Annotated in this window: 25 protein-coding genes; 1 reads left to right on the forward strand and 24 read right to left on the reverse strand. The window is 45.1% G+C overall.

From position 1 onward, the window contains the following. Positions 1-104 precede the first annotated feature (104 nt). From hpf to PGQ38_RS12630, 11 genes are all read right to left on the reverse strand, one after another. A complete protein-coding gene (gene hpf, locus PGQ38_RS12580) occupies positions 105-632 on the reverse strand; it encodes a ribosome hibernation-promoting factor, HPF/YfiA family (protein WP_270431974.1) in 528 nt (175 codons plus the stop codon). Between the two features lie 94 nt (positions 633-726). Further along, positions 727-1,497, reverse strand: coding sequence for a phosphoribosylformimino-5-aminoimidazole carboxamide ribotide isomerase (gene hisA / locus PGQ38_RS12585; protein ID WP_195409043.1), 771 nt, complete (start codon positions 1,495-1,497; stop codon positions 727-729). Positions 1,498-1,643: 146 nt separating this feature from the next. Then, on the reverse strand, positions 1,644-2,090 hold the full coding sequence (locus PGQ38_RS12590; RefSeq protein ID WP_118582182.1) for an LptM family lipoprotein: 447 nt from the start codon (positions 2,088-2,090) through the stop codon (positions 1,644-1,646). A 205-nt stretch (positions 2,091-2,295) separates the two neighbouring features. Then, complete coding sequence (locus PGQ38_RS12595; protein WP_270431977.1) at positions 2,296-3,999, reverse strand: N-acyl-D-amino-acid deacylase family protein; 1,704 nt, start codon at positions 3,997-3,999, stop codon at positions 2,296-2,298. Positions 4,000-4,005: 6 nt separating this feature from the next. Further along, the gene (locus tag PGQ38_RS12600; protein ID WP_179962565.1) at positions 4,006-4,746 is read right to left on the reverse strand and encodes an amino acid ABC transporter ATP-binding protein; all 741 of its coding nucleotides are present in this window, start codon (positions 4,744-4,746) and stop codon (positions 4,006-4,008) included. Continuing rightward, positions 4,747-5,397, reverse strand: coding sequence for an amino acid ABC transporter permease (locus PGQ38_RS12605; protein ID WP_173735278.1), 651 nt, complete (start codon positions 5,395-5,397; stop codon positions 4,747-4,749). It lies immediately after the preceding gene. A 153-nt stretch (positions 5,398-5,550) separates the two neighbouring features. Continuing rightward, entirely contained in the window at positions 5,551-6,438 is an 888-nt protein-coding gene (locus PGQ38_RS12610) for an ABC transporter substrate-binding protein (protein ID WP_270431980.1), read from the reverse strand. A gap of 397 nt (positions 6,439-6,835) precedes the next feature. Next, positions 6,836-7,594: a 4-hydroxy-tetrahydrodipicolinate reductase gene (dapB, locus tag PGQ38_RS12615; protein WP_148461017.1), complete on the reverse strand. Its 759-nt coding sequence runs from the start codon at positions 7,592-7,594 to the stop codon at positions 6,836-6,838. Positions 7,595-7,769: 175 nt separating this feature from the next. Beyond that, entirely contained in the window at positions 7,770-8,663 is an 894-nt protein-coding gene (gene dapA, locus PGQ38_RS12620) for a 4-hydroxy-tetrahydrodipicolinate synthase (RefSeq protein WP_118582161.1), read from the reverse strand. A 24-nt stretch (positions 8,664-8,687) separates the two neighbouring features. Then, positions 8,688-9,191, reverse strand: coding sequence for a cob(I)yrinic acid a,c-diamide adenosyltransferase (locus PGQ38_RS12625; protein WP_118582158.1), 504 nt, complete (start codon positions 9,189-9,191; stop codon positions 8,688-8,690). 266 nt (positions 9,192-9,457) lie between these two features. Then, positions 9,458-10,081, reverse strand: coding sequence for a single-stranded DNA-binding protein (locus PGQ38_RS12630; protein WP_118582155.1), 624 nt, complete (start codon positions 10,079-10,081; stop codon positions 9,458-9,460). A 276-nt stretch (positions 10,082-10,357) separates the two neighbouring features. Between PGQ38_RS12630 and typA the strand changes: the two genes are divergently transcribed. Continuing rightward, the gene (gene typA, locus PGQ38_RS12635) at positions 10,358-12,193 is read left to right on the forward strand and encodes a translational GTPase TypA (RefSeq protein ID WP_118582152.1); all 1,836 of its coding nucleotides are present in this window, start codon (positions 10,358-10,360) and stop codon (positions 12,191-12,193) included. 75 nt (positions 12,194-12,268) lie between these two features. Here typA and PGQ38_RS12640 read toward each other — a convergent pair whose 3' ends face one another. The 13 genes from PGQ38_RS12640 to PGQ38_RS12700 form a co-directional block, all read right to left on the reverse strand. After that, positions 12,269-12,979, reverse strand: coding sequence for a glycosyltransferase family 2 protein (locus tag PGQ38_RS12640; RefSeq protein WP_173770106.1), 711 nt, complete (start codon positions 12,977-12,979; stop codon positions 12,269-12,271). 129 nt (positions 12,980-13,108) lie between these two features. Then, entirely contained in the window at positions 13,109-14,302 is a 1,194-nt protein-coding gene (locus PGQ38_RS12645) for a pyridoxal phosphate-dependent aminotransferase (RefSeq protein ID WP_118582146.1), read from the reverse strand. Positions 14,303-14,347: 45 nt separating this feature from the next. Beyond that, complete coding sequence (locus PGQ38_RS12650; RefSeq protein ID WP_270431985.1) at positions 14,348-15,814, reverse strand: sodium-dependent transporter; 1,467 nt, start codon at positions 15,812-15,814, stop codon at positions 14,348-14,350. Positions 15,815-16,154: 340 nt separating this feature from the next. Continuing rightward, on the reverse strand, positions 16,155-16,556 hold the full coding sequence (gene atpC, locus PGQ38_RS12655; protein ID WP_118582140.1) for an ATP synthase F1 subunit epsilon: 402 nt from the start codon (positions 16,554-16,556) through the stop codon (positions 16,155-16,157). A gap of 12 nt (positions 16,557-16,568) precedes the next feature. Continuing rightward, entirely contained in the window at positions 16,569-17,972 is a 1,404-nt protein-coding gene (atpD, locus tag PGQ38_RS12660) for a F0F1 ATP synthase subunit beta (protein WP_148461013.1), read from the reverse strand. A gap of 222 nt (positions 17,973-18,194) precedes the next feature. Beyond that, positions 18,195-19,049, reverse strand: coding sequence for an ATP synthase F1 subunit gamma (gene atpG / locus PGQ38_RS12665; protein ID WP_204452556.1), 855 nt, complete (start codon positions 19,047-19,049; stop codon positions 18,195-18,197). Between the two features lie 22 nt (positions 19,050-19,071). Then, positions 19,072-20,601: a F0F1 ATP synthase subunit alpha gene (gene atpA / locus PGQ38_RS12670; RefSeq protein WP_270431989.1), complete on the reverse strand. Its 1,530-nt coding sequence runs from the start codon at positions 20,599-20,601 to the stop codon at positions 19,072-19,074. Positions 20,602-20,616: 15 nt separating this feature from the next. Then, positions 20,617-21,156 carry an ATP synthase F1 subunit delta gene (gene atpH, locus PGQ38_RS12675; RefSeq protein WP_118582128.1) on the reverse strand — a complete coding sequence of 180 codons (540 nt, stop codon included), beginning with the start codon at positions 21,154-21,156 and terminating at the stop codon, positions 20,617-20,619. Further along, a complete protein-coding gene (gene atpF, locus PGQ38_RS12680) occupies positions 21,153-21,656 on the reverse strand; it encodes a F0F1 ATP synthase subunit B (protein WP_118582125.1) in 504 nt (167 codons plus the stop codon). The genes atpH and atpF overlap by 4 nt, the downstream gene beginning before the upstream one ends. A 143-nt stretch (positions 21,657-21,799) precedes the next feature. Next, positions 21,800-22,078 (reverse strand): ATP synthase F0 subunit C, encoded by a 279-nt coding sequence (gene atpE, locus PGQ38_RS12685; protein WP_179962564.1) that lies wholly within the window; start codon positions 22,076-22,078, stop codon positions 21,800-21,802. Positions 22,079-22,200: 122 nt separating this feature from the next. Further along, positions 22,201-22,959, reverse strand: a complete 759-nt coding sequence (locus PGQ38_RS12690) for a F0F1 ATP synthase subunit A (RefSeq protein ID WP_118582122.1) — start codon at positions 22,957-22,959, stop codon at positions 22,201-22,203. A 108-nt stretch (positions 22,960-23,067) separates the two neighbouring features. Continuing rightward, a complete protein-coding gene (locus PGQ38_RS12695; RefSeq protein WP_118582119.1) occupies positions 23,068-23,493 on the reverse strand; it encodes an ATP synthase subunit I in 426 nt (141 codons plus the stop codon). An 86-nt stretch (positions 23,494-23,579) separates the two neighbouring features. After that, positions 23,580-23,849 carry an AtpZ/AtpI family protein gene (locus PGQ38_RS12700; protein ID WP_173717843.1) on the reverse strand — a complete coding sequence of 90 codons (270 nt, stop codon included), beginning with the start codon at positions 23,847-23,849 and terminating at the stop codon, positions 23,580-23,582. Positions 23,850-24,153 lie beyond the last annotated feature (304 nt).

The raw sequence follows: 24,153 nt of genomic DNA on the forward strand, positions 1-24,153 counted from the left end.
TTTGCTGGACACACGCAAAAAAACAAGGGCATGTGAAAAAACTTTCGTTTTTTCACATGCCCTTCCTATTCACCTGTTTTATTTTTCAAACAGATATATCTCTATTAATCCTCCGGCTCGATCAGTCCGTAGGTATTCCCCTTACGCTTGTAAACTACATTCACCTGATCAGTCTCTGCATTGCAGAATACGAAGAAATTATGTCCAAGAAGTTCCATCTGGACACATGCATCTTCTGGATACATAGGCTTGATATCGAATTTCTTGGTACGAATGATCTTAACCTCTTCGTCCTCTTCATAATCCTTGTCCAGATATGCTTTCTGGAAGTTGGCAGCTGACTGCTGCTTATCTACGATCTTGTTCTTGTATTTCCTGAGCTGACGTTCAATTACTTCCTCTACAAGGTCGATTGATACATACATATCGTTGCTGACCTGCTCGGAACGGATGATGTTGCCCTTAACCGGGATCGTCACCTCGATTTTCTGTCTTTCTTTTTCTACACTAAGAGTTACGACAACTTCAGTGTCAGGAGTGAAATACCTTTCCAGTTTACCGAGCTTATCCTCTACTGCTATACGAAGCCCGTCTGTCACTGTGATGTTCTTTCCGCTGATAATGAATTTCATGCTTCCATCCCCTTTGCTGTTTGATGGGTATATTATAACACATTACTCTAAAAATTAACATCATTTTCTGAAAAAATTACGAATTTTTTCACATTTATAAATTACCTATCAATTTTTCAAATGGTATGGTGCCACCGAACAGATCCAGGGCACTTCCTACCGTCACATCCACTTTTCCGCCTGCTGCCATTTTGAGGGTCTGGATATCCTCCATGCTGCCAACGCCGCCAGCGTAAGTGACTGGGTGCCCATTGTATTCACCAAGCAACTTTGCCAGAGAAACTTCTATACCTTTTGCCTTACCCTCCACATCCACTGCATGGATGAGAAATTCATCGCAATAGGCACCCAGCTTTTCCATCAGTTCCAGAGTTACCTCCTCCTCTGTAAATTTCTGCCAGCGGTCTGTGACTACATAGTATGCATCCTCTTTTTTACGACAGCTGAGATCAAGGACAAGGTGTTCTTTTCCGACTGCATCTACCATCTTCTCCAGATTTTTCCAGGAAATATGACCGTCGCGGAACACATAGGAGGTGACGATCACATGACTGGCTCCAGCAGCAAGATAATCTGCCGCATTGTCCGGGTTTACACCGCCTCCGATCTGAAGACCGCCTGGATACGCGCCAAGGGCCAGCATGGCCTGGGCTTTTGTAGCCTGGAAGTATTCAGAATCCGCACTGTTCAGAAGGATAATATGTCCTCCTTTCAGGCCTTTTTCTTTATACAAGGAAGCATAAAAAGCTGCATCCTGCTCTGACACAAAATTCTCCTGTGCCTGGTTTCCCGCATCCTTCAGGCTTCCTCCTACGATCTGCTTTACCTTTCCATTATGTATATCTATGCATGGACGAAATTTCATGATGATCCTCCTTTTCTTGCATTTGTAATTAAGTTGTAGCTATCCTGTATTTTGCTCACAAATTTATTGAAATCATATCACAAAAAGGCGTTGAATGAAACACCTCTCTTCATTCAACACCTTTTCATTTTACCTCTATTTTTTTATTATCTTCCATTCGCTGCATTATCCACAGCATCTCCAACATCTTCTACAGCGTTGCCCACACCTTCACCAACATCACGGACACCATCAGCTACTCCATCACCTAATTCTTCCACACCTTCTCCGAGAGCACCGGAAACGGAATTGTTATTGTCTGTCACATTATCACCGGGAACATCTGCATCTCCGGCAGTGCCTGCATCATCTGGTACTGCGGTATCAGCAGTTCCAGCTCCGTCTGCACCATTATTTACGCTGTCGCCCGCGTCATCCACCATGTTTTCATCCTCTGCAGTTCCATTCTCCACGTTGTCCTTATCAATGGCGTCCTCATTTGCATTATTTTGAACCTCATCCGCTGCATTGTTATTGTCATTTCCACAGGCTGTAAGCATACATAATGTAAATACCAGCAAAGTACCTATGAGCATTCGTTTCATTTTTTTCATCTCATCTGTCTCCTTTTCTTATTTTCAGCTGAAAACACGTTACTGTCCACTTTCGCGAAAATGACCGTTCCGCCTGGCGGAACTCAGCCTGCGAACAGTAAACATTGCTGTATGCTTCTAATATGTACAGATGAGAAAGAAACTATTCTGGAAGAAATTTACATTTTAAAAATCCATCAATCCGGACATTTCCATTCTTCACTTATCACTGTTGTTTCCGCACGATCCTGCCGCTTTTGGAATTTCTCCACACGTCATGGGCTACCGCAATCTCTCCGCCCACCAGCACATAATCAAATCCTGTACAATACTGGTTTGGATTCTGGAAATCTGCATGAACGCTTAACTGGTCCAGATGAAATACATTGATATCTGCGGGCATTCCTTTTTCCAGGGTACCCAGAGGGAGACCCAGCACCTGCGCCGGTTTTGCTGTCATCTTATACACAGCATCTTCTATGGAAAAAATCTTTTTATCACGCACGTAAGCAGTAAGAAGCTTCGGAAAAGCCCCGTAAACTCTGGGATGATATTTGCCCCCTGCGGGATAGATCGCATCTGAGATCAGATTTGCCCGGCTGTCTTTCAAAAAATACAGCATGTCCTCCTCTGAGGCAATGGTATCCAGCATGGTAACCTGGCAGCGCTCTTCCAAGAGAATGTCATACAGGGTATCATAAGGATCCTGTCCAAACTGCTCTGCGATCTTCGCAATAGACTGTCCTGCAAAGCTGCCGAATTTCTCCGTATGTAAAGTGCTGGCATAGATCATATCAAAGCCAGCCAGCTCCACAATGTTCTCAAAAATATCGGAAGGCTGCTTCAGCACCTTCGTAATCTCCTTCCTGCAAAACGGATCTGCCAGCCTTGCGCAGATTGCATCGGTACCGCCCTCCTGAAACTGTGGGGGAAGAAGATGTACCAGCTGGGTGGAACCAGTCAGATAGGGATACAGGTCAAAATCCACCTTCACGCCCCGCTCTGCCGCCTGGTCAAATAGCTTCAGGATTTTCACCGGAGTCCCGCCCCAGTTTTTCCGCCCGATACACTTCATATGGCTTACATGCAAGGGAATCTGCAGCTCTTCCGCCACGGAAATCACTTCCTGCAGAGCCAGCAGGATTCCATCTCCTTCATTTCGGATATGGGTGGTAATGGGAATGTCCGTCCCCTTCAAGGGCTGCAGTGCTTCCACAAGCCCATCTCTGTCATATTCAAATTCCGGGGCATAGGCAATTCCAAGGCTGATTCCAAGCGCTCCTGCTGACAGAGCTTCCTCCACAGCCTTCCACACCTGATGTAATTCTTCCTTGGAAAGCTTCCCGGAAGCATAGCCTTTTACACTGGCGCGGATGGTTCCATTTCCTGCAAGCATTCCAGTGTTGACGCTGCGCTTTTCTTTTCCAAGAGCCGACAAGTAGGCGGACATGGTTGACATAATTCTAAGAGCAGCTATCTCGATTTCTTTCTCTGAAATTCCGCAAGACTCCTCTTTCTTTTTTGAGAAAAGTACACCTTCGGTATCATCTGTATTTTCATCTTTTCCCCAACGAAAATCCCCAGTCACACTGCTGAGAAATCTGGCAATCTCTTTCCCAAATTTCTCCCCAGCCGGAGCCACCGAAAGCCCACAGTTTCCATTCACCACAGTCGTCAGTCCCTGCCGGTTCAAAAGCTCATCATCCCCGTTTCCAAAGGCCTGCCAGTCTCCGTGTCTGTGAATGTCAAGGAAGCCGGGGGTTATATAACCACCGGCCGCATTCAAAACACGCTCTTTTGGAAAATCGGCTGGAATCTCCACATGAGTTCTCACTTCCGCAATTTTCCCATTTTCTATTACAAGATCTCCATGAAATGGCTTTTCCTTTTTCCCATTTACGATCCAGCCATCTTTGATTATATAGTCCATCCCGAATTACCTTTCCTCAACTTTCCTGATAAACTGACGAATACGATCATTCTTCGGATGCTCAAAAAACTCTTCCGGAGGCGCATCCTCCACGATCACGCCATCTTCCATAAACAAAATCCGATCCGCTACTTCTCTGGCAAAATTCATCTCATGGGTGACAATGACCATGGATACTCCTTCCGCTGCTACTTTACGGATAACACTTAAGACCTCTCCAACCAGTTCCGGATCCAGTGCGCTGGTAGGCTCATCAAAAAGGATCACTTCCGGATTCATAGCCATTGCTCTTGCGATCGCAACCCTCTGCTGCTGGCCGCCGGAAAGATTCTTTGCCATTGCCTCTTCCCTGCCTTCCAGCCCAACCATTTTCAGCAAATCTTTTGCCTTTACAATTGCCTCCTGTTTGGGGACTTTTTTCACATGGACCGGTGCCTCGATCACATTCTGCAGCACACTCATATGGGTAAAAACGTTAAATCTCTGGAAAACCATTCCAATATGCTGCCGCAGCTCATGCAGTGCCTGACCGGAATTCACAGGTTTTCCCATATAATCGATTTCGCCGCTGTCGTAGGTTTCCAGCTGGTTGATACACCGGAGAATTGTGGATTTACCAGAACCGCTGGGACCAAGGATTGCAATCTTTTCCCCTTTATGTATGTCAAAACCGATTTCCTTCAGCACCTGAAGATCCCCAAAGCTTTTGCTGATATTTTTTACACTTAAAATAACATCTTCTGCCATTTATGCCATCCTCCTTTCCAAAACTCCTGCAATCTGGGTAAATATAGTTGTCAGGATCAGATATAATACCGCAACAGCTATGTACGGCTCAAAATAATGGAAAGAATTATAAGCGATCAGGGTTCCCTCTCTTGTCAGCTCTGTCAAAGTGATGGCGGACAAAATAGAGGTATTTTTGATGGTGGCAATAAACTGGTTTACAAGAGGAAGAATGCAGATCTTGGTTGCCTGTGGTGCCACAATTCGAAGCATTTCCAGATGCCAGGGCATTCCAAGTGCTTTGGCTGCTTCTCTCTGCCCCGGGTCAATAGCATGGATACCGGAACGGACAATTTCTGCAATGTATGCGCCTGTATTTAAAGACATGGAAAGCACACCTGCTGTCATAGCGCTGAAAGTAATGCCCAGGTTTGGCAAACCGAAATAGATCAGAAATGCCTGCACCATCAGCGGGGTTCCTCTCCATATCCAGATGTACATCTGTGCCAGTCTGGATACCACTTTTATGTGGCTGTCCCTCATCAACGCAAGCACAACACCCAGAATCGTACCAAAAATAAGTGTGAGAACCGATATTTCCATCGTCACTGCGCATCCCTGGAGCAGTGATGTCATTTTATCAAATACAAGTGACCATTTCAATGTTACCATACTATTTCCCCTGTGGCCAGTAATTATAGCCGGTTTATCCTTTCTTCCTTACTCTTCCGGTATTACTGGTCACGGAGTGACCAGTAACGCGCTTTCTGCATAGAAACATATCTGTGTTTTATTGTAACTGTTCAGTCCTTTCACTATTATGCTTTATTCAGCGGTTTCCGCATCTTCTGCTGCAGCTGCTTCTTCTCCCTCGCCGGAAGCATCGATCCATTTTGTCCAGAGTGTATCATAAGTGCCGTCTGCATAATACTCGTCAATACATTCATTGATAAATTCAAGCAGATCATCTTTTCCCTTCTGTACGGCGATGGCGTTCTCTGCATGGGTAAATGGATCACACACGATCTTGGCACCTTCATATTCCTGGGAAAGAATCTTCTGGTTCAGAAGATCGTTTACCACAACATCCACACGGCCTGCCAAAAGGTCAGATACGCATCCTACTGTATCCTTGTACTGAACAATCTCATAGGAAACATCCGGATTCTCATCCAGGAAGCTCTGTGCTACGTTATAAGAAGTTGCCCCCTCTTTTACGGCAACCTTCAGACCATCGCAGTCAGCCAGACTCTTAACGGTATCTGCATACTCTGAATCTTCTTTCACGGCAAGGATCATACCACTGTCGCAGTAGGATTTGGACATATCCACAACCTCGCATCTTTCGTCTGTCTTATACATTGCTGCAATGGAAAAATCATACTCCCCATTCTGGATAGAAGGAACAATGGACTGGAATTCCATATCTGTCACTTCCATGTCAACTCCAAGCTTGTCTGCAATATACTGCGCCAGGTCAATATCAAAACCTACAATATTGTCGTCATCATCTCTGTATTCAAATGGTACATAAGTTCCAGTTGCGACGGTGATCACACCTTTCTCCTTAATTGCTTTAATATTTTCACCGTTTTCCCAGTCAACTGCTGCCGTGTCCTCTGTGTCTGTACTCTCTGCGTAAACCGGGGTAAAAGCTGTCATAATCATAGAAGCTGCTGTAAGAAGTGCCATTGCTTTTGCTGTTTTTCTCATAATAATTTCTCCTCTCTGACTCTCGCCGGTACAGATAGTCTTCTGTTATCGTTTCCAAAGTGGACAATAACAGCCTGCGCAGTTATGCTATCCCGATTTCCAGCTTTACTAACGCAAAAAGGACCGCCCTGTGGCAGCCCTTTCTGCATGGCAGAAATGCGATATTGCATTTCTCTCTTATGAAGTTTCGGTACGTTATGGAAACAAGTGCAAAAATGCTTTATCAGCAAATACTCTGACCTGCCATACCATAAACGCAAAAAAAAACGGAGCAAACTCTCTAAGTAGTTTGCTCCGTTGCAACTTATGATGGAATTATAGCAAACACATTGCTATCTGTAAATCCATAAATTTAACAATTTTTTTGTATGTGTTTTACAATTTTTGTATATTTCGGTCAACCTTCAATCACATTGCTCATATCATATCTTCCAGCTGGTTTTCCGGCAAGATATTTCGCTGCTTCTACAGCACCCTTGCCAAATACAGCCTTAGAATATGCTGTGTGCTTAAATTCGATCACTTCATCCGGTCCGGCAAAAATCACTTCATGCTCGCCAACAATAGAGCCTCCGCGAACTGCGGAAATACCGATCTCCTTAGCGTCACGTTTCTCTCTTCTCTGGCTGCGGTCATATACGTAATGATACTGGTTGTCCATTGCCTCGTTCAGACTATCTGCAAGGGCAAGAGCTGTTCCGCTTGGTGCATCCACTTTCAGGTTATGGTGCTTCTCTACAATCTCCATGTCAAAACCAGCTGCTGCCAAAACCTTAGCTGCATCCTGAACCAGTTTCAAAAGAGTATTGATTCCAAGGGACATGTTGGCAGATTTCAGAACGGCGATCTTTTTTGCACTCTCTTCTACTCTTGCAAGCTGCTCTTCACTTAAACCTGTGGTGCAAAGAACTACCGGCATATTTTTCTTCTCGCAGTAGTCCATCAGCTTATCAAAAGCCTTCGGGGAGGAAAAATCGATAACAGCATCTGCTTCCACCTGGCAATCGTCGATGTTTGTAAATACCGGATAGCTGTTTTTCCCCTGGTCTGCAATGTCGATTCCTGCTACGATCTGGGCATTTGCATCCTTCTCAACAATATTGGAAATAACCTGTCCCATATGACCGTTACATCCGTGCATGATAATTTTAACCATTTTTATTTTTTCCTTTCTTACTGTAAATTAACGAGCTTGTAAAAATTATTTCAATAATCTACGCGCTCTGTTTTTCCCTGCTTACATATTACAAAGAAATCCCGTCAGCCAGCTGTCAGATAATATGCTGCTGCACACCAGAGCTGACAGGCTCTGTCCGGGATTTCAACATTATTTATGCAAGCTTAATTCCATAATCAGCAAGAGCTTTTTTCAGTCTCTCCTCGTTCTCCGGCTCCATCTCACAAAGAGGCATACGGGTCGGTCCGACTTTCCAGCCCATCAGGTTCAGGGCAGTCTTAACCGGAATCGGGTTTACCTCGCAGAACAGTGCATTGATAAGAGGAACAGCCTCAAGCTGAAGTCTGGCAGCACCAGCAAGGTCTCCCTCCATAAATTTCATAACCATGTCATGTGTATTCTTCGGAGCAACATTGGATAAAACAGAGATTACTCCAAGTCCGCCAAGGGAAAGAATCGGAAGTACCTGGTCATCATTTCCGGAATAAAGCTCGAGAGCTCCGTCAGCCATGGACATCATCTTGGCGATCTGGGAAAGATCTCCGCTTGCAGCCTTGATTCCCACAATGTTCTTCACATTCTTCGCAAGAGCAACTGCTGTAGCAGGCTGGATATTGCAGCCTGTACGACTTGGCACATTATACATAATGATCGGAGTTTCCGGTACAGAATTGGCAATCTCTGTATAATGACGGATAAGACCCTTCTGGCTTGCCTTGTTGTAATATGGAGTCACGATCAGAAGTGCATCAGCGCCATAAGAAGCAGCTTCCTGCGACATCATGACTGCAGTCTCTGTGCAATTAGAACCGGTACCTGCAATAACAGGAACTCTTCCAGCTACCTTGTCAATTGCAAATTTGATGGTCTGGAGATGTTCTCCGTGTGTCAATGTAGAAGACTCGCCTGTAGTGCCGCAGATAACGATTGCATCTGTGCTGTTCGCAATCTGATATTCCAGAAGTTCTTCCAGTTTCTCATAATTTACCTTTCCATCTTCATGCATCGGGGTTACAATTGCAACGGCTGCACCTTTGAAAATTGCCATATTATTTCCTCCTATTCATCTTTATCATGAGTTCTGCTCTCTTCCAAGAGTGGTAATGGTAGTCACACTGTCCACATAATCCAAAATGCCAGGGTCTACCCGATTTCCTGTAAGTATCAAATGCATAGATTCGTCCTTCTGTTTCAAAAGCCCGACAACCATATCAACAGTAGCAATATGCTTATCCAGAAGTCCCAGAATTTCATCCAGTACCAGGAAATCACATTCCTGTGTAGCAATCACTTTACGGGCAAAATTTAAACCATTGAGAATATTGCGCTCCTCTTCAACCTGCTCTTCCTCATTCAACTGGTCGTAACAGGTCTCCATCTTTTCGAAGCGGAAGATCTTGATATCCAGCTGATCCAGTTCTTCCAGAAAGTCCAGCTCGCGCCGTTCATTTCCTTTCAGGAACTGAATGATGATCACACTTTTGCCCTGAGAAGATGCCCGCAGTGCCTGACCAATTGCCAGTGTGGTCTTACCTCTGCCATTTCCGCAATATACTTCTGTTATTTCTTTTTCCATACTGATTCCTCTTATTGTTAAAAATAATGTTACCGTCTGCCATAGATCAATAACATTCCTCGCAATGCCGTCTCCGCAAATGATACCATTCATTCAGATATCGCGCTTTGCAAATAGAAACCGCAAACTGCGCCATTTTTAATATGCTTATATTACCGCAAAACCAGCAGAAATGCAAGCAGAAGAAACTTGGAGAAAAATTGGGCTGGCTGCCTTCCATAAAGCAACTAGCAGACCATGGCGTATTTCCCGCCACTGCAGTTGGTTTACACATACTCCAGCTTGCTCACCGATACCTCATAAGCGATTCTCTTCTGTGTCTCATTTTCCCCGATTCGCTTCATGTATTCCCTGCTTTGGATCCTGCCCCAGATCAGTACATGACCGCCCACTTCAAAGGCTGAAGCATAGCGGGCATTTCGTCCCCAGCAAATACACGGTATGTAATCTGATTTTCCATAAGGTCGGTTCACTGCAAGAAGCAGATCGGCAATCTCTCTTCCCAGCGGTGTTTTCCGGTAAACAGGCGGCTTACAGATATATCCGTCCAGGAAAATCTGGTTTACCGGTGCCAGAGAATCCTCTTCTTCCAGAAATTTTAATTCCCGTGCAAATGCGGAAAGCACCAGCCGGTTGTGTTTTTCTTCATGACGGTTATAGGAACGGAACTGTCCGTGAATTTCCACATACTGTCCCACGTAATCCTGGGTAACGTCCACCAGCCTTTCAGATACCATCACCGGAATCCTGTCTTCAGAATCGCTAAGCCTCTTTACCAGAAGATCCATGGTATAAAATCCTTCTCCGTAAACCTGGTGGCTGAATGTGAAACCTGTAACGATTTTTCCCGTGATGGAAACCTGATTGTTTTCAATAATTTTATCTGCCATGTTGTAGTTCTCCTTCCTTATTTTCACTTTTTTCTGCAGACATATAATACTTGTCTTACTTGTTGGTCTATAATATCTATGAGAAAATCACCCTGTTTAGAACCAGAAATTTAAAATATTTTTTTCATAGAAATTCAAAAATTTTTTTTCAACACCTTGTAATTCGCGAAAAATGTGGTAAACTGAGGTTTTGGACAATATAAAGAAGAAACTACATTAATATGGAAAGAAAGAGGCAGAATCCCTCTGCCCGATAAAGAAAGGATTTCGATTTTTATGAAGACGAAACGCGAAGATGTACGTAACGTAGCCATCATTGCCCACGTTGACCATGGTAAAACCACTCTGGTAGACCAGCTTCTGAAACAGAGCGGTGTTTTCCGTGCCAATCAGGAGGTTCAGGAACGTGTCATGGACTCCAACGATATTGAGAGAGAGCGTGGTATCACAATTCTCTCCAAGAACACAGCAGTTCATTACAAAGACACAAAGATCAACATTATCGATACCCCAGGACATGCTGACTTCGGCGGCGAGGTTGAGCGTGTACTGAAAATGGTAGACGGCGTTATCCTTCTGGTTGACGCTTTCGAAGGCGCTATGCCTCAGACCAAATTCGTTCTGAAAAAAGCTCTTGAGCTGGATCTGCACGTAATCGTCTGCATTAATAAGATAGACCGTCCAGAAGCAAGGCCAGACGAGGTTGTTGACGAGGTTCTGGAACTTCTTATGGATCTTGGTGCTTCCGATGAGCAGCTCGACTGCCCATTCCTCTATGCATCTGCAAAAACAGGACACGCTGTTCTGGATCTGAAGGATACACCAGAGAACATGGAGCCGCTGTTTGAGGCTATTCTGAAATACATTCCGGCTCCGGAGGGAGACCCGGATGCAGACACACAGGTACTGATCAGTACCATTGATTATAACGAATATGTTGGACGTATCGGCGTTGGTAAGGTTGAGAGCGGCACTATTGCCGTAAACCAGGAGCTTACTCTTCTGAACCACCACGATCCGGACAAAAAACAGAAGGTTAAGATCAGCAAGCTTTATGAGTTTGACGGTCTGAATAAAGTTGAGGTAAAAGAGGCAACTATCGGATCAATTGTTGCAATTTCCGGTATTGCTGAAATTCATATCGGAGATACCCTTTGCGGCGGAGATAACCCGGAGGCAATTCCATTCCAGAAGATTTCTGAGCCGACTATCGCCATGAACTTCCTGGTAAATGACAGCCCGCTTGCAGGACAGGAGGGTAAATACATCACCTCCCGTCATCTCCGTGACAGACTTTACAGAGAGTTGAACACAGATGTCAGCCTTCGCGTAGAAGACACTGAGACAACTGAGTGCTTTAAGGTTTCCGGACGTGGTGAGCTTCATCTTTCCGTTCTTATTGAGAATATGAGACGTGAGGGATATGAATTTGCAGTCAGCAAGCCAGAGGTACTTTACAAAATTGATGAACGTGGCAAGAAATTAGAGCCAATGGAAATTGCCTACATTGATGTTCCGGAGGAATTTTCTGGTACCGTTATCCAGATGCTCAGCGAGCGTAAGGGTGAACTGCAGGGAATGAGCACTGCAAGCGACGGTTCCGTTCGTCTTGAGTTCCACATTCCTTCCCGTGGACTGATTGGTTTCCGAGGAAATTTCCTTACTTCCACAAAGGGAACTGGTATTATCAATACTATTTTTGATGGCTATTCTCCATATAAGGGAGATTTCCAGTATCGTAAACAGGGTTCCCTGATTGCTTTCGAGGGCGGCGAGGCTGTTACTTATGGTCTGTTTGCAGCTCAGGAGCGTGGTACTTTATTTATCGGACCTGGTGCAAAGGTTTACAGTGGTATGGTTATCGGACAGAATGGCAAGGCAGAGGATATCGAGCTGAATGTCTGCAAGACCAAGCATCTGACCAATACTCGTTCCTCTTCTGCTGATGAGGCACTGAAACTGACTCCGCCAAGAGTTCTCAGTTTGGAGCAGGCTATTGAGTTTATCGATACAGATGAGCTTCTGGAGGTTACTCCAAGCAGCCTTCGTATCCGTAAGAAGATTCTGGATTCCCGTGATCGTAAGAGAGCTTCTATTAAGAAAAATGCGTAAGGGATTATAAGAAAATAGAGCAGATAGATCTTAGGTTGAGTAAGATTTATCTGCTCTTTTTGTATATAGCAAGCTCTAAAGCTCTTTCTTTAGTTTATAGAAGTCCTTCACAGCCTTCCAGCCAATTTTCACAATCTTCTTCACATTAATGGAATTAGTTCCGCCCTGTCTGGGTTTGAAGGTGATGTCTATGAATTGTACTTTTTCTTTGTAGTGGACAAAGTATGTAGTAAACATAATGTTGGGAATGTTGAAGTCTTCCGGGAGTTTGTCGATATATTTGGCTACCAGGCTGGATTTCATCAGGCGGTACGGCGCATTGGCGTCGGAAACTTTTACACCGAAGATCATTCTCAGCAGAAAGCATACAACATTCTCTACGAATTTTCTGGATTTTCCGTCGCCACGTACAGCGCGGCTACCGATTATTGCATCATACCGGCCCCTCTGGTTCCAAAATGGCTCGAATTCGTCAGGGTTCGTCTGACCGTCTGAATCAGTCTGGAAAATATAATCGGCTTTCTGCCGGATGGCATAACGATATCCATAAAGTACTGTAGGACCGTGACCGCCGTTTGGTTTATCCAGTGAGACAAGAAGGGGTCTTGTAGCAGCGCATTTCTGCAGGAGTTCATAGGTGTTGTCTTTACTTCCGTCGTTAATAATCACCAGTCTGGAATTTCCCTCATCGTTATGACGTTCCACTACTGGGTACCACTGGTCAATGGTTTTCTCAATATTCTCCGATTCATTATATGCCGGAATTACGATATATAAACTGGACATAACTTCCTCCCATTTACTGATTTTTCAAACAGGCTTTAAGCTTTAACAGCATATCTTTAACCGTACTTTATATATCATATTGTAACTGTTCAGTACCTTCACTGCTACACGCTTCGCGGTACACAGAAATCATGCTTTCAGCCCAAATTCTTCTGCTAATTTTCCAAACTGGGGCAAAGAGTTCATAATCGTGTCATACGATACACAATAAGCCAGTCTTACATATCCAGGGCAGGCAAAGGAGCTTCCCGGCACCATAAGGATATTGTATTTTTTGCCAGCTTCGCAGAAGGCTTTTTCATCTGTAACTGGAGATTTCACGAATAAATAGAACGCTCCCTGTGGCTTAATACATTCAAATCCCAGTTCTTTCAGTCCATTGTAAAGAGCAAGGCGGTTCTTGTCGTAAGCTGCCACATCTACCTCTGCATCTACGCATTTCGCGATTACTTTTTGGATCAGGGATGGAGCATTTACGCAGCCGATAGTACGATTAGCAATGGCTGCTGCTGCGATCAGTTCCTCGCTTCCGTCTGCCTCGTCTGGAATAACCAGATAACCGATACGCTCACCTGGAAGAGAAAGGGATTTGCTGTAGGAATAGCCTACGATTGTATTTGCATAATATTTTGTCAGATAGGGTACCTGTACGCCGTCATAGGCCAGTTCTCTATATGGCTCATCAGAAATCAGGTAAATCACTGTGCCAAATTCTTTCTGCTTCGCTTCCAGAATTGACGCAAGTTTCCTGATTGTTTCTTCTGAATAAACAACTCCAGTCGGATTGTGAGGAGTATTCACAATGACAGCACGGGTCTTCGGTGTGATTTTCTCCTCAAATTCCTTCAGATTCGGCTGGAATGTGGTAGTATCCGGTGAGATTTCCACAAGGTTGCCATCATAATTGCGTACATATGCACCATACTCCAGAAAATAAGGTGCAAAAACGATCACTTCTTCCCCAGGATTCAGGATCGTCTTAAAAGCCACATTCAGTCCACTGGCTGCTCCAACTGTCATGATCAGATTTTTCGCTGCAAAAGAAGTGCCAAATCGACGGTTCAGGGACTCTGCAATTGTCTGACGAACATCTTCGAATCCTGCATTGCTCATATAGCCATGGAGAACTGTCGGCTCTTCCTCATTTACCAGATCAATGATGGCCTGACGAACACAATCCGGTGCGGGTACACTTGGATTTCCAAGGCTGAAATCAAATACATTTTCCGGTCCGTAAATCGCGCGAAGGCGATTGCCTTCCTCGAACATCATACGGATTGCAGAATTGTTTTTTACATATGGTTTCATTTTTTCTGCTATCATTTTATGTCACTCCTCTTTTGCTTATTTCTTATTAAGATTTCTCTATTATTTCGTCTTATTTTTTCCAAATATAATCCATCCTACAAGTCCCAGTACCAGCAGACTCACAAGCATCCACACGGTCAGCACAACCGGTCCCTTCGGGCTGAACATATCATAATATCCTTTCAGATAAATCACAACTACAATCGCCGGAATCACATACAGCATGTATTTCTGTACGTTTGCAGGGAATTTCAGCCCTTCTCCGGTATCCGCCTCTTTAATAAAGCGCTTCCAGCCCCAGCCATATTTGGACACGCAGAACATTACAAATACTACAGAACCCAGTGGAAGAATATTATTGGATACAATGAAATCTTCCAGATCCATGATGTTCGTTCCTGCTCCAAGCGGCTGTATTCCTGACAAAATGTTGAAGCCAAATACTGCCGGCAGAGAAAGAAGGATCATTGCCACCATGTTGACTATAACAGCTTTTCCACGGCTCCAGCCTTTTCTGTCCATTGAATAGGATATAATATTTTCAAAGACCGCAATTACAGTAGACAGGGAGGCAAAGGACATAAACAGGAAAAACAGAGCTCCCCAGATTTTCCCTCCTGTCATCTGGTTAAATACATTAGGCAATGTAATAAATACAAGTCCCGGGCCTGCTCCTGGCTCCACACCAAATGCGAAGCATGCCGGAATAATGATTAATCCTGCCATCAATGCGACAAAGGTATCCAGAATCGTAATATGCAGAGATTCTCCCAGAAGGGATCTATCCTTTCCAAGATAGCTTCCGAAAATCGTCATAGAGCCTGCACCAATACTTAATGTAAAAAATGCCTGCGACAGTGCCCCAAAGATCACATTTCCGATTCCGATCTCGGCCATAGCGGCAAAATCCGGCACCAGGTAAAATTTCACTCCCTCCATCGCTCCGTCAAGCGTAAGCGAATGAACCGCAAGCACTACGATCAGCGCCAGAAGACATATCATCATTACTTTTGTGATTTTCTCCAGGCCACGCTGCACTCCCAAAGAGCACACTCCGAAGGATAAAACAACTACAATGATCATCCATAAAGTCATTGTACCAGCTGAATCCTGAAGTCCTGTAAAATAGTCTGCCACCTGTGCAGAATCTTTCCCGTCCAGTTTGCCGGCTGCCATTGCATAACAGTAGTAAAGCATCCATCCTGCAACCACGGTGTAGAACATCATCAGCACATAGTTGGAAACCATGCTCATGTAGCTGAAATTATGGAAGTTGGCGCCCTCCGGTTCCAGGTCGTGAAATGCCCTTGCCGTGCTTTTACGGCTTGCACGTCCTACTGCGAATTCACATACCAGTACTGGCAATCCCAACAAAACCAGAAATATCAGGTAAATCAGAATAAATGCCGCTCCACCATATTTTCCCGCCATATACGGAAACTTCCACACGTTTCCAAGTCCAATGGCGCATCCTGCAGAGACCAGGATAAATCCCAGCCGTGATCCAAAGGTTTCTCGTTCTTTCAAATCGTCCCCCTTGTTTTCTTTTTCATTTTATAGTGCCTGGCAGCTGCACCTTCCAGGCTTTGTTTTTGTTGGAAAGTAATAAAAAGGACCGGTTATATCCAGCCCTTTTTCATATTTTTCCTGATATCTTATTGTAACGCGCCCACACTTTTATGTCAACGCTTTTATGTGATGGAAATTTGACGTTTTAAAGTCGAAAATAAATCATTGGTGATAATTTACGATTTTTTTCGCAGTAACAGAGACCAATGTATTGGTGTCCGCAAACTTTTATACATAAAAAGAACAGTCTCACCTTAAACACCATTTTCCAGGCAAAACTGTCCTCTTTCATTATTCCTTAACTTTTCACACTAAGTCTCACCAGCGCCCTCTGCAGCTTGGCTTCAACGATCTTGTATTCCTTATCGGAAAGTCCACCCTTGGCCAGCTTTTCCTGGGCACGCTCTTTGGCTTTTCCAGCGCGGTCGGCGTCGATGTCCTCCTGCCATTCCCAGGTGGTTGCAAGAAGACTGCAATTGCCATCCATTACGGTGAGCATGCCACCGATGCAGGCTGCACTGCGGCTGGTGCCATTCTCCAGTATCACATGGGCCTCGCCCATTCCAAGAGCGGTACAGAAGTTGCAGTGTCCTGCCAGGATTGCCAGATCACCGGTAATGCTGCGGCACACAATGCGCTGCACCTCTCCCTCAAAAAGCAGGCCGTCGGGGGTACCGATTCTAAGGGGAAATGTCCTCATAGGCAGCCTCCTTTACTGATTCTGGTTATTTTTTGCTTTCTCAAATACATCGTCAATAGTTCCGGCAAACAGGAAGCAGCTCTCTGGAATACTGTCGCACTCGCCATCCAGGATCATCTTAAATCCACGGAGAGTCTCTTTCAGCGGAACGTACTGTCCCGGCATACCTGTAAACTGCTCTGCAACAGAGAAGCTCTGTGACAGGAATCGCTGCACCTTACGCGCGCGGCTTACTGTCAGCTTATCCTCTTCTGAAAGCTCATCCATACCCATAATTGCAATAATATCCTGCAGTTCTTTATAACGCTGCAGAACTCTCTGTACTGCACGTGCAATCTCATAATGCTCCTGTCCAACTACCTCCGGGGAAAGGATACGGCTGGTGGAATCAAGCGGATCCACTGCCGGATAAATACCCTGGCTGGCGATCTCACGGGAAAGTACGGTGGTCGCATCCAGATGGGTAAATGTAGTAGCCGGAGCCGGGTCTGTAAGGTCATCGGCAGGTACATAAACAGCCTGTACAGATGTGATGGAACCCTTTCTGGTAGAAGTGATACGCTCCTGAAGGGCACCCATCTCAGTAGCCAGAGTTGGCTGATAACCTACAGCGGAAGGCATACGTCCAAGAAGTGCGGAAACCTCTGAGCCAGCCTGTGTAAAACGGAAAATATTATCAATGAAAAGAAGCACGTCCTGATTCTTCACATCACGGAAATACTCTGCCATAGTCAGTCCGGAAAGACCAACTCGCATACGTGCTCCCGGCGGCTCGTTCATCTGACCATAAACTAGTGCAGTCTTGTCGATAACGCCGCTTTCCTTCATTTCATTGTAAAGGTCATTACCCTCACGGGTACGCTCTCCAACACCTGTAAATACGGAAAGTCCGCCGTGTGCTGTGGCAACATTGTGGATCAGCTCCATAATAAGAACTGTTTTGCCAACACCAGCACCTCCGAACAGACCGATCTTACCACCTTTTGCATAAGGGCAGATCAGGTCAACAACCTTGATACCGGTCTCCAGGATCTCAGTTGCCGGCATCTGCTCCTCATAGGATGGTGCCGGACGGTGGATTGCCCAGTGCTCTTTCGTCTCTGGTGCCGGAAGATTATCTACCGGATCACCAAGAAGATTAAATACTCTTCCCAGGCACTCCTCTCCAACCGGAACCTTGATGGGTTCACCAGTATCTACAGCCTTGGTTCCTCTTACCAGACCATCTGTGGAATTCATGGCGATACAGCGTACCGTATTATCCCCGATCTGCTGAGCAACCTCTGCTGTGAGCTTTGTGCCTTCATGATCAATTTCGATGGCATTGAGAAGTGCCGGCAGCTCGTCATGCCCGAACCGGATATCCAGTACCGGACCGATTACCTGCACCACCTCGCCAATGTGTTTTTCGCTCATTTAGCAATCTCCTTATAGATTGAAGGGTAAAATCCTTCATAATCATCATTATTTCTGTGACTGACCATCCGAAAAATCCATATAGTGATATTTCGTTATATTTTTCACTATATCTTATTTTTTGTCCAGCCAGCACGCGGATGAATATTCTATAAACGCAAAATATCAACTAATATTGTAAGTACTGTCTCTTTCATGGCAGCAATATATTTTGCACCTATCCTATACTCCCTCCGCACCTCCAACAATCTCTGTGATCTCCTGCGTGATGCTTGCCTGACGTGCCCGGTTGTAATGCAGATTCAGCTTCTCGATCATTTCCTCGGCATTGTTGGTCGCAGCCTCCATGGCGGTACGTCTTGCAGCCAGCTCACTGGCAACACTCTCGCAAACCGCACCATAGATCAAACCAGCCAGATACTCCGGAACGATGGCATCAAATACTTCCGACGCATCCGGCTCATACAGAATCAGATTCCGGATGCTCTTTGTATCCTGTTTATCTGTCAGGTCCTTCAGAGGCAGCACCGGAATCGCCGATGGCTGCTGGGAAAGCATGGAAACAAACTTTGTGTAACAAAGATCAATGTGTCCAAATTCTCCCTTCTTAAATTCCCCGCAGAGCAGATTCGCCATCTCAAAGCAGTCTGCAACAGAAACATCGGCAATTTCACCAAAGCTTTCTGTAACACAGGCAAATCCATTTCGCTTCGAATACTCCACAGCCTTTTTCCCAATGGGAAGAACCAGGAAATCCTGATTCAAAGAGGCTGCTTCCAGACATTTAAACAAGTTGGTGTTATATCCGCCAGCCAGACCACGGTCTCCGGCGATCAGCACATAGCAGCGCTTCTCATTCCCGGATTCTCTGGCATATACAGAGGAAAAATCTGTATTCCCCCGGGCAATATCCACAAGGGTCTGATGCATGGTCTCAAAATAAGGCCGGCAGACTTCCGCCCTTTCTTTTGCTTTACGCAGTTTGGAGGATGCTACAAGTTCCATTGCCTTGGTAATCTGCATAGTGCTCTGCACACTTTTGATCCGCAGCTTTACCGCTTTCATGTTTGCAGCCATAAAAAGTCCTCCTTGTCACAATTTATTTCTCAGGTCTTGTATTTACAAAATTCTCAGTATACTGTTCCAATGCGCCCTTCAGCTTCTCTTCTGTCTCCGCAGATAATGCACCTGTGGAACGGATTTCCTGCATTGCAGCAGCACCCTGTGCATCACTATCGATCCAGGTATAAAGACCAGCTTCATAGGTTCTTACATCCTCTGTAGCAACCCTGGAAAGAATTCCCTTGGTTACTGCATAAAGGATAGCCACCTGCTTCTCAACCGGAACCGGCGCATTCTGGTTCTGCTTCAGTACCTCTACAATACGGGCACCCTGCTCCAGTCTGGCTTTTGTATCAGCATCCAGATCTGAACCGAACTGTGCAAAGCTCTGCAGCTCACGATACTGGGAATAAATCAGCTTCAAAGTACCGGCAACCTTCTTCATTGCCTTGATCTGTGCATTTCCACCAACTCGTGATACGGAAATACCAGGGTTTACAGCCGGCATAACACCGGAATGGAACAGCTCTGTCTCCAGGAAAATCTGTCCGTCTGTGATGGAAATAACGTTAGTGGGAATATATGCGGAAACGTCTCCTGCCTGTGTCTCGATGATCGGAAGTGCAGTCAGGGAACCGCCGCCGTGTGCCTCATCCAGTCTTGCGGCACGCTCCAGAAGTCTGGAATGGAGATAGAAAACATCTCCAGGATATGCCTCACGTCCCGGTGGACGACGGATCAGCAGGGAAAGTGCACGATAAGCAACCGCATGCTTACTTAAATCATCGTAAATGATAAGTACATCTTTTCCCTTATACATAAAATATTCACCCATTGCACATCCGGAATACGGTGCAATGTACTGCAGCGGGCTGGCTTCTGAAGCAGTAGCCGCTACAACGATGGTATAATCCATAGCGCCATTTCTTGTAAGAGTCTCAACCAGGGAAGATACGGTGGAACGCTTCTGACCAATTGCAACATAGATACAGATCACGTCCTTCCCATTCTGATTGATAATAGTATCTGCTGCCAGAGTGGTCTTACCAGTCTGACGGTCACCGATAATCAGCTCACGCTGACCTCTTCCAATGGGAACCATGGAGTCAATTGCCTTAATACCGGTCTGCAGAGGCTGGTTAACGCCCTGTCTCTCGCAGATACCTGGTGCCGGGCTCTCAATCGCCCTGTATTCACTTGTCACTACAGGTCCTGCACCGTCAATAGGCTGTCCAAGGGCATTTACAACTCGCCCGATCATAGCCTCACCAACCGGAACGGATACCACCTTTCCGGTGCGCTTTACGGTCTGACCTTCGCCAATACCGGAATCATCCCCAAATAAAACGATAGAAACACTGTTTTCTTCCAGGTTCTGCGCCATTCCGAAGCTTCCGTCCTCAAACTCAAGAAGCTCTCCTGCCATACAGTTGATAAGACCGCTGGCTCTTGCAATACCATCACCAACCATAAGAACCGTACCGGTCTCATTCTGTTTGATAGCGTTATCGTAGTATTTGATCTGACTGCGGATGACTTTTGAAATTTCTTCAGGTTTAAGCTGCATTTTCTCTATCCATCCTTATACTATAAGCTCGTTTAATTTCCTGGAAAGATCATCCAGACGGCTCTTTACTGTACCGTCCAGCTGTCTGCCCTCCAGTTCCACTTTAAGACCTGCAAGCACTGTAGGATCTGTCTTCTGGGTCAGGGTAACGGTCTTACCGCTTATCTTCTCCAGCTTGTCCTTAAGCGCTGCCATCTGCTCATCTGTCAGTGCAACCGCGCTGGTCACCACTGCAGTGGCAATGTTATGGTCCACATTGTACCGCCGTGTAAATTCCTCACAGCATCCGGAATACTCTCCCAGGATTCCGCGCTCACACAGCAGTTTCAGAAAATTCACCAGATACCGTTCTGCTTCTGTTCCAAATGCAGTATCAAGAAGTTTTGTCCTCTCTTCCTTCGGGATTGAAGGCTCTGACAACAATTTCACATAATCGGGATTCTCCCGGAAAAGCTGCCGGATTGTCTGCATCTGCTCCAGCACAGTGTCGGTAAGCTGTTCTTCAGCAGCAAGATCATACATGCTGCTGCCATATAATCTGGCAATCTGCGTCATGATGCCTCACCTACATTCGAAATAAACTCGTCGATCAGTTTCGCGTGATCCTCTTCTTTGATCTCACGCTCGATCACCTTGCCGGCAATCTCCATTGCCATGCCGCCGATCTCATTCTTCACTTCATTGACAGCTTTGCGTTTCTCCTGTGCAATGTCGCTCTCAGCCTTCTCTTTCATAGCACGGGCTTCCTGGGCTGCACTTTTCAGGATCTCCTCACTCTGGAGGGAAGCTGTCCTCTGTGCCTCTGTGACAATATCGCTGGCCTTTGCTTTGGCCTGCTGCATATTCTGTTCATACTCTGTCTTCATGGCAAGAGCTTCTTCCTTCGCCTTTGTAGCATCCTGGATTTCGGCATCTGCCATTGCTCTTCTCTTCTGAAGCATTTCATTGACAGGCTTAAACAAAAATCTTTTTATCAGATACATTTGAAGAAAAAGATTGCAGATCTGTGCGATAAACGTCCACGGCACAATTCCTACAAGTTCCTGTACCTGCATGTTCTAACCTCCTGTTGTAACTGCTACCATTCATACCGTTCCAGTATCTTACCAGTATAGAAACCAGCTGCTTTGGTGCCGTCTCTATGGAGCTTCCATAACAGCGGTCTGTGAATGGTAACGCCTGTGATACTTGTCCTTAATTATCCAAGGAACTTCATGAAGGTACCAGGTGCAACAAAGATCAGAAGCAGACCGGTTACGAAACCGTAAATACCTGTAGTCTCTGCGATCGCACAACCAAGAAGCATGGTAGAGGTTACATCACCTTTACACTCTGGCTGACGTCCGATTGCTTCCAGAGCTTTTGCAACTGCGTTACCTTCTCCAATACCAGGTCCGATACCTGCGATCAGTGCAAGACCAGCACCAATTGCACAACCAGCCAGTGCGATACCTTTTGCCAATACTGTAAAATCCATAATCAAATCCTCCTGTTATTTATGATTTCTCTTGTTAGAAATTCAATTCATCCGGAAACTGCAAAATATTTTCTGCATTTTCCGATTTTCTGCCCACTTCGTGAACATCCGCCTTCTTTACGCTACTCTTCTGCTGCATTCGCGATATACATTACAGTCAGCATACAGAAAATAAATGCCTGCATGATTCCGGAAAACCAGTCAAAATAAACTGACATAATTGCCGGAATACCAACGTCCAGGAATGGGATCTTCGACAAAACATCTCCCACAATACCCGGAATCAATCCAAACAGTTTGGAGCTTGCCAGCGCCAGCGCTGCATAGATCAAACCATTGATAACTACACCGGAAAGAATATTTCCAAAATGACGGCACGCCATACTGATCGGTGTGGCGATCTCAGAAAGAATATTAAATGGTGTCATAATAGGGATCGGAGTTGTAAATCCCTTCATATATCCACCGAAACCATTTGTCTTAATCTTCTGTGCCGTGATCATGGTAAATACAACAACTGCCCATGCAGCTTCTGTGGAAAGATCTGCTGTAGGGCTTCGCAGTCCTACAAGGCTGATCAGGTTGGATACCACACTGGTGGCAAAAAGCGCCGCCACAAAAGGAATCATATAGCTGAATTTCTCACCCATATTTCCGATGACGAACTTATTTGCTGTCTCCACCAGAAGTTCAGCCACAGCCTGTCTCCTGGATATTTTCTCCACTTTCAGATCATGTGTCAGCCAGATACAAAGTCCTGTGATCAACAGCATAACCAGCCAGCTTACAACCAGAGTCTCCGTTATCTGGAATTTCCCCAGGATGGGAATCTCGAACGGAAACGTATAGAATATCCTGCCACCGGTTATTTCGATATCCATGTACTCTCACCTCCTGTCATTATAAATTTGTAACTGTTCCGTACCACATCTGTCACACACTTCGCGGAGCAGTACCTGCTGAATAGTTACATAAAATTGTATATATCATTATGCGGCCTTCCTCCCCCCAATGATTCCAACTGTCTTGATCACAATGTTTGGAAAAAGCAATGGTAAGATTCCGGCTACAAACTGAAAACAGGGAACCGCAATCGCCAGAACGCCCCAGATAAGCTGAAGCATCATTCTCTGACTATAGCTGGCCTTCATCTTCGCTGCGGCCTGTTTATCGTCCTCCATGGAAACTATCTTCTGAACGGTCAGTCCCATAAGGAAAAAGTTCAGTACTGCCACCATCCCGCCAATAAATCCGGCGAGAAGCACTGTATAATCAAACGGAATCTGCTCCGGCACTGCCAGATGTCCGATTCCAAATACAGCCCACATCAGGACTACGCATACAAATGTACCAATCGCCACCTTCTTCGTCTCTTTCCTCACTGCCGGCTGCACATCTGCAAACATTTTGCTCATACAAATCTCCCTTCTGAAACGTGTTTGAAAAAGGTTTTCTGCAAAATGTACGTCACACTTTGCAAGAATGATTCCTCAAACACACTCTAATGATGTCTGTTAAATGAAACTTTATTCTTCTTTTTCTCTTTCTCTTTCTTCTGATGTCCGGTTACGGACAGGTAAAGCTTATAGGCTACTGTAAAGGAGCCTCCCAGTCCGAAAAAAAAGCCAGGAATAAAAATCCATTCTCCTATTCCCAGGCTGGTACTCATCCACCAGCAGATCAGCAGGCACAGAAGCAGAGGAGTGATAAAGGATAAGCTAAATTGACTAAGCAAAGTCATATTCTTGATAATATCTCCCCATTTTTTCATAAAAGTCTCCTGTCTCAAGTCTCATTTTATAGACAGATTTTAACACAATTCAGTATGGATAGCAACTTCTATTGTGCACATTATTTAAAAATTGACTTCCATTTTATTGCATATCGTCAATTTTTTCACACTTCAAAAAGTAATTACATGCTAACAAATTCTTGTTATTTTGTCGTTATACAATCGTTAAACATTGACTAAAATTCAGACACGGCAGGTAGTATTGTCTAGTACATTGAATATTAAGTAACCGCCATATTGACTTGTCTGATTTTTCATCTGCTGCGTTGTCGTCGGTCGCCGT

It is taken from the genome of Blautia faecis (assembly GCF_027662325.1).
GTDB classification, from domain to species: Bacteria; Bacillota; Clostridia; order Lachnospirales; family Lachnospiraceae; genus Blautia_A; species Blautia_A faecis.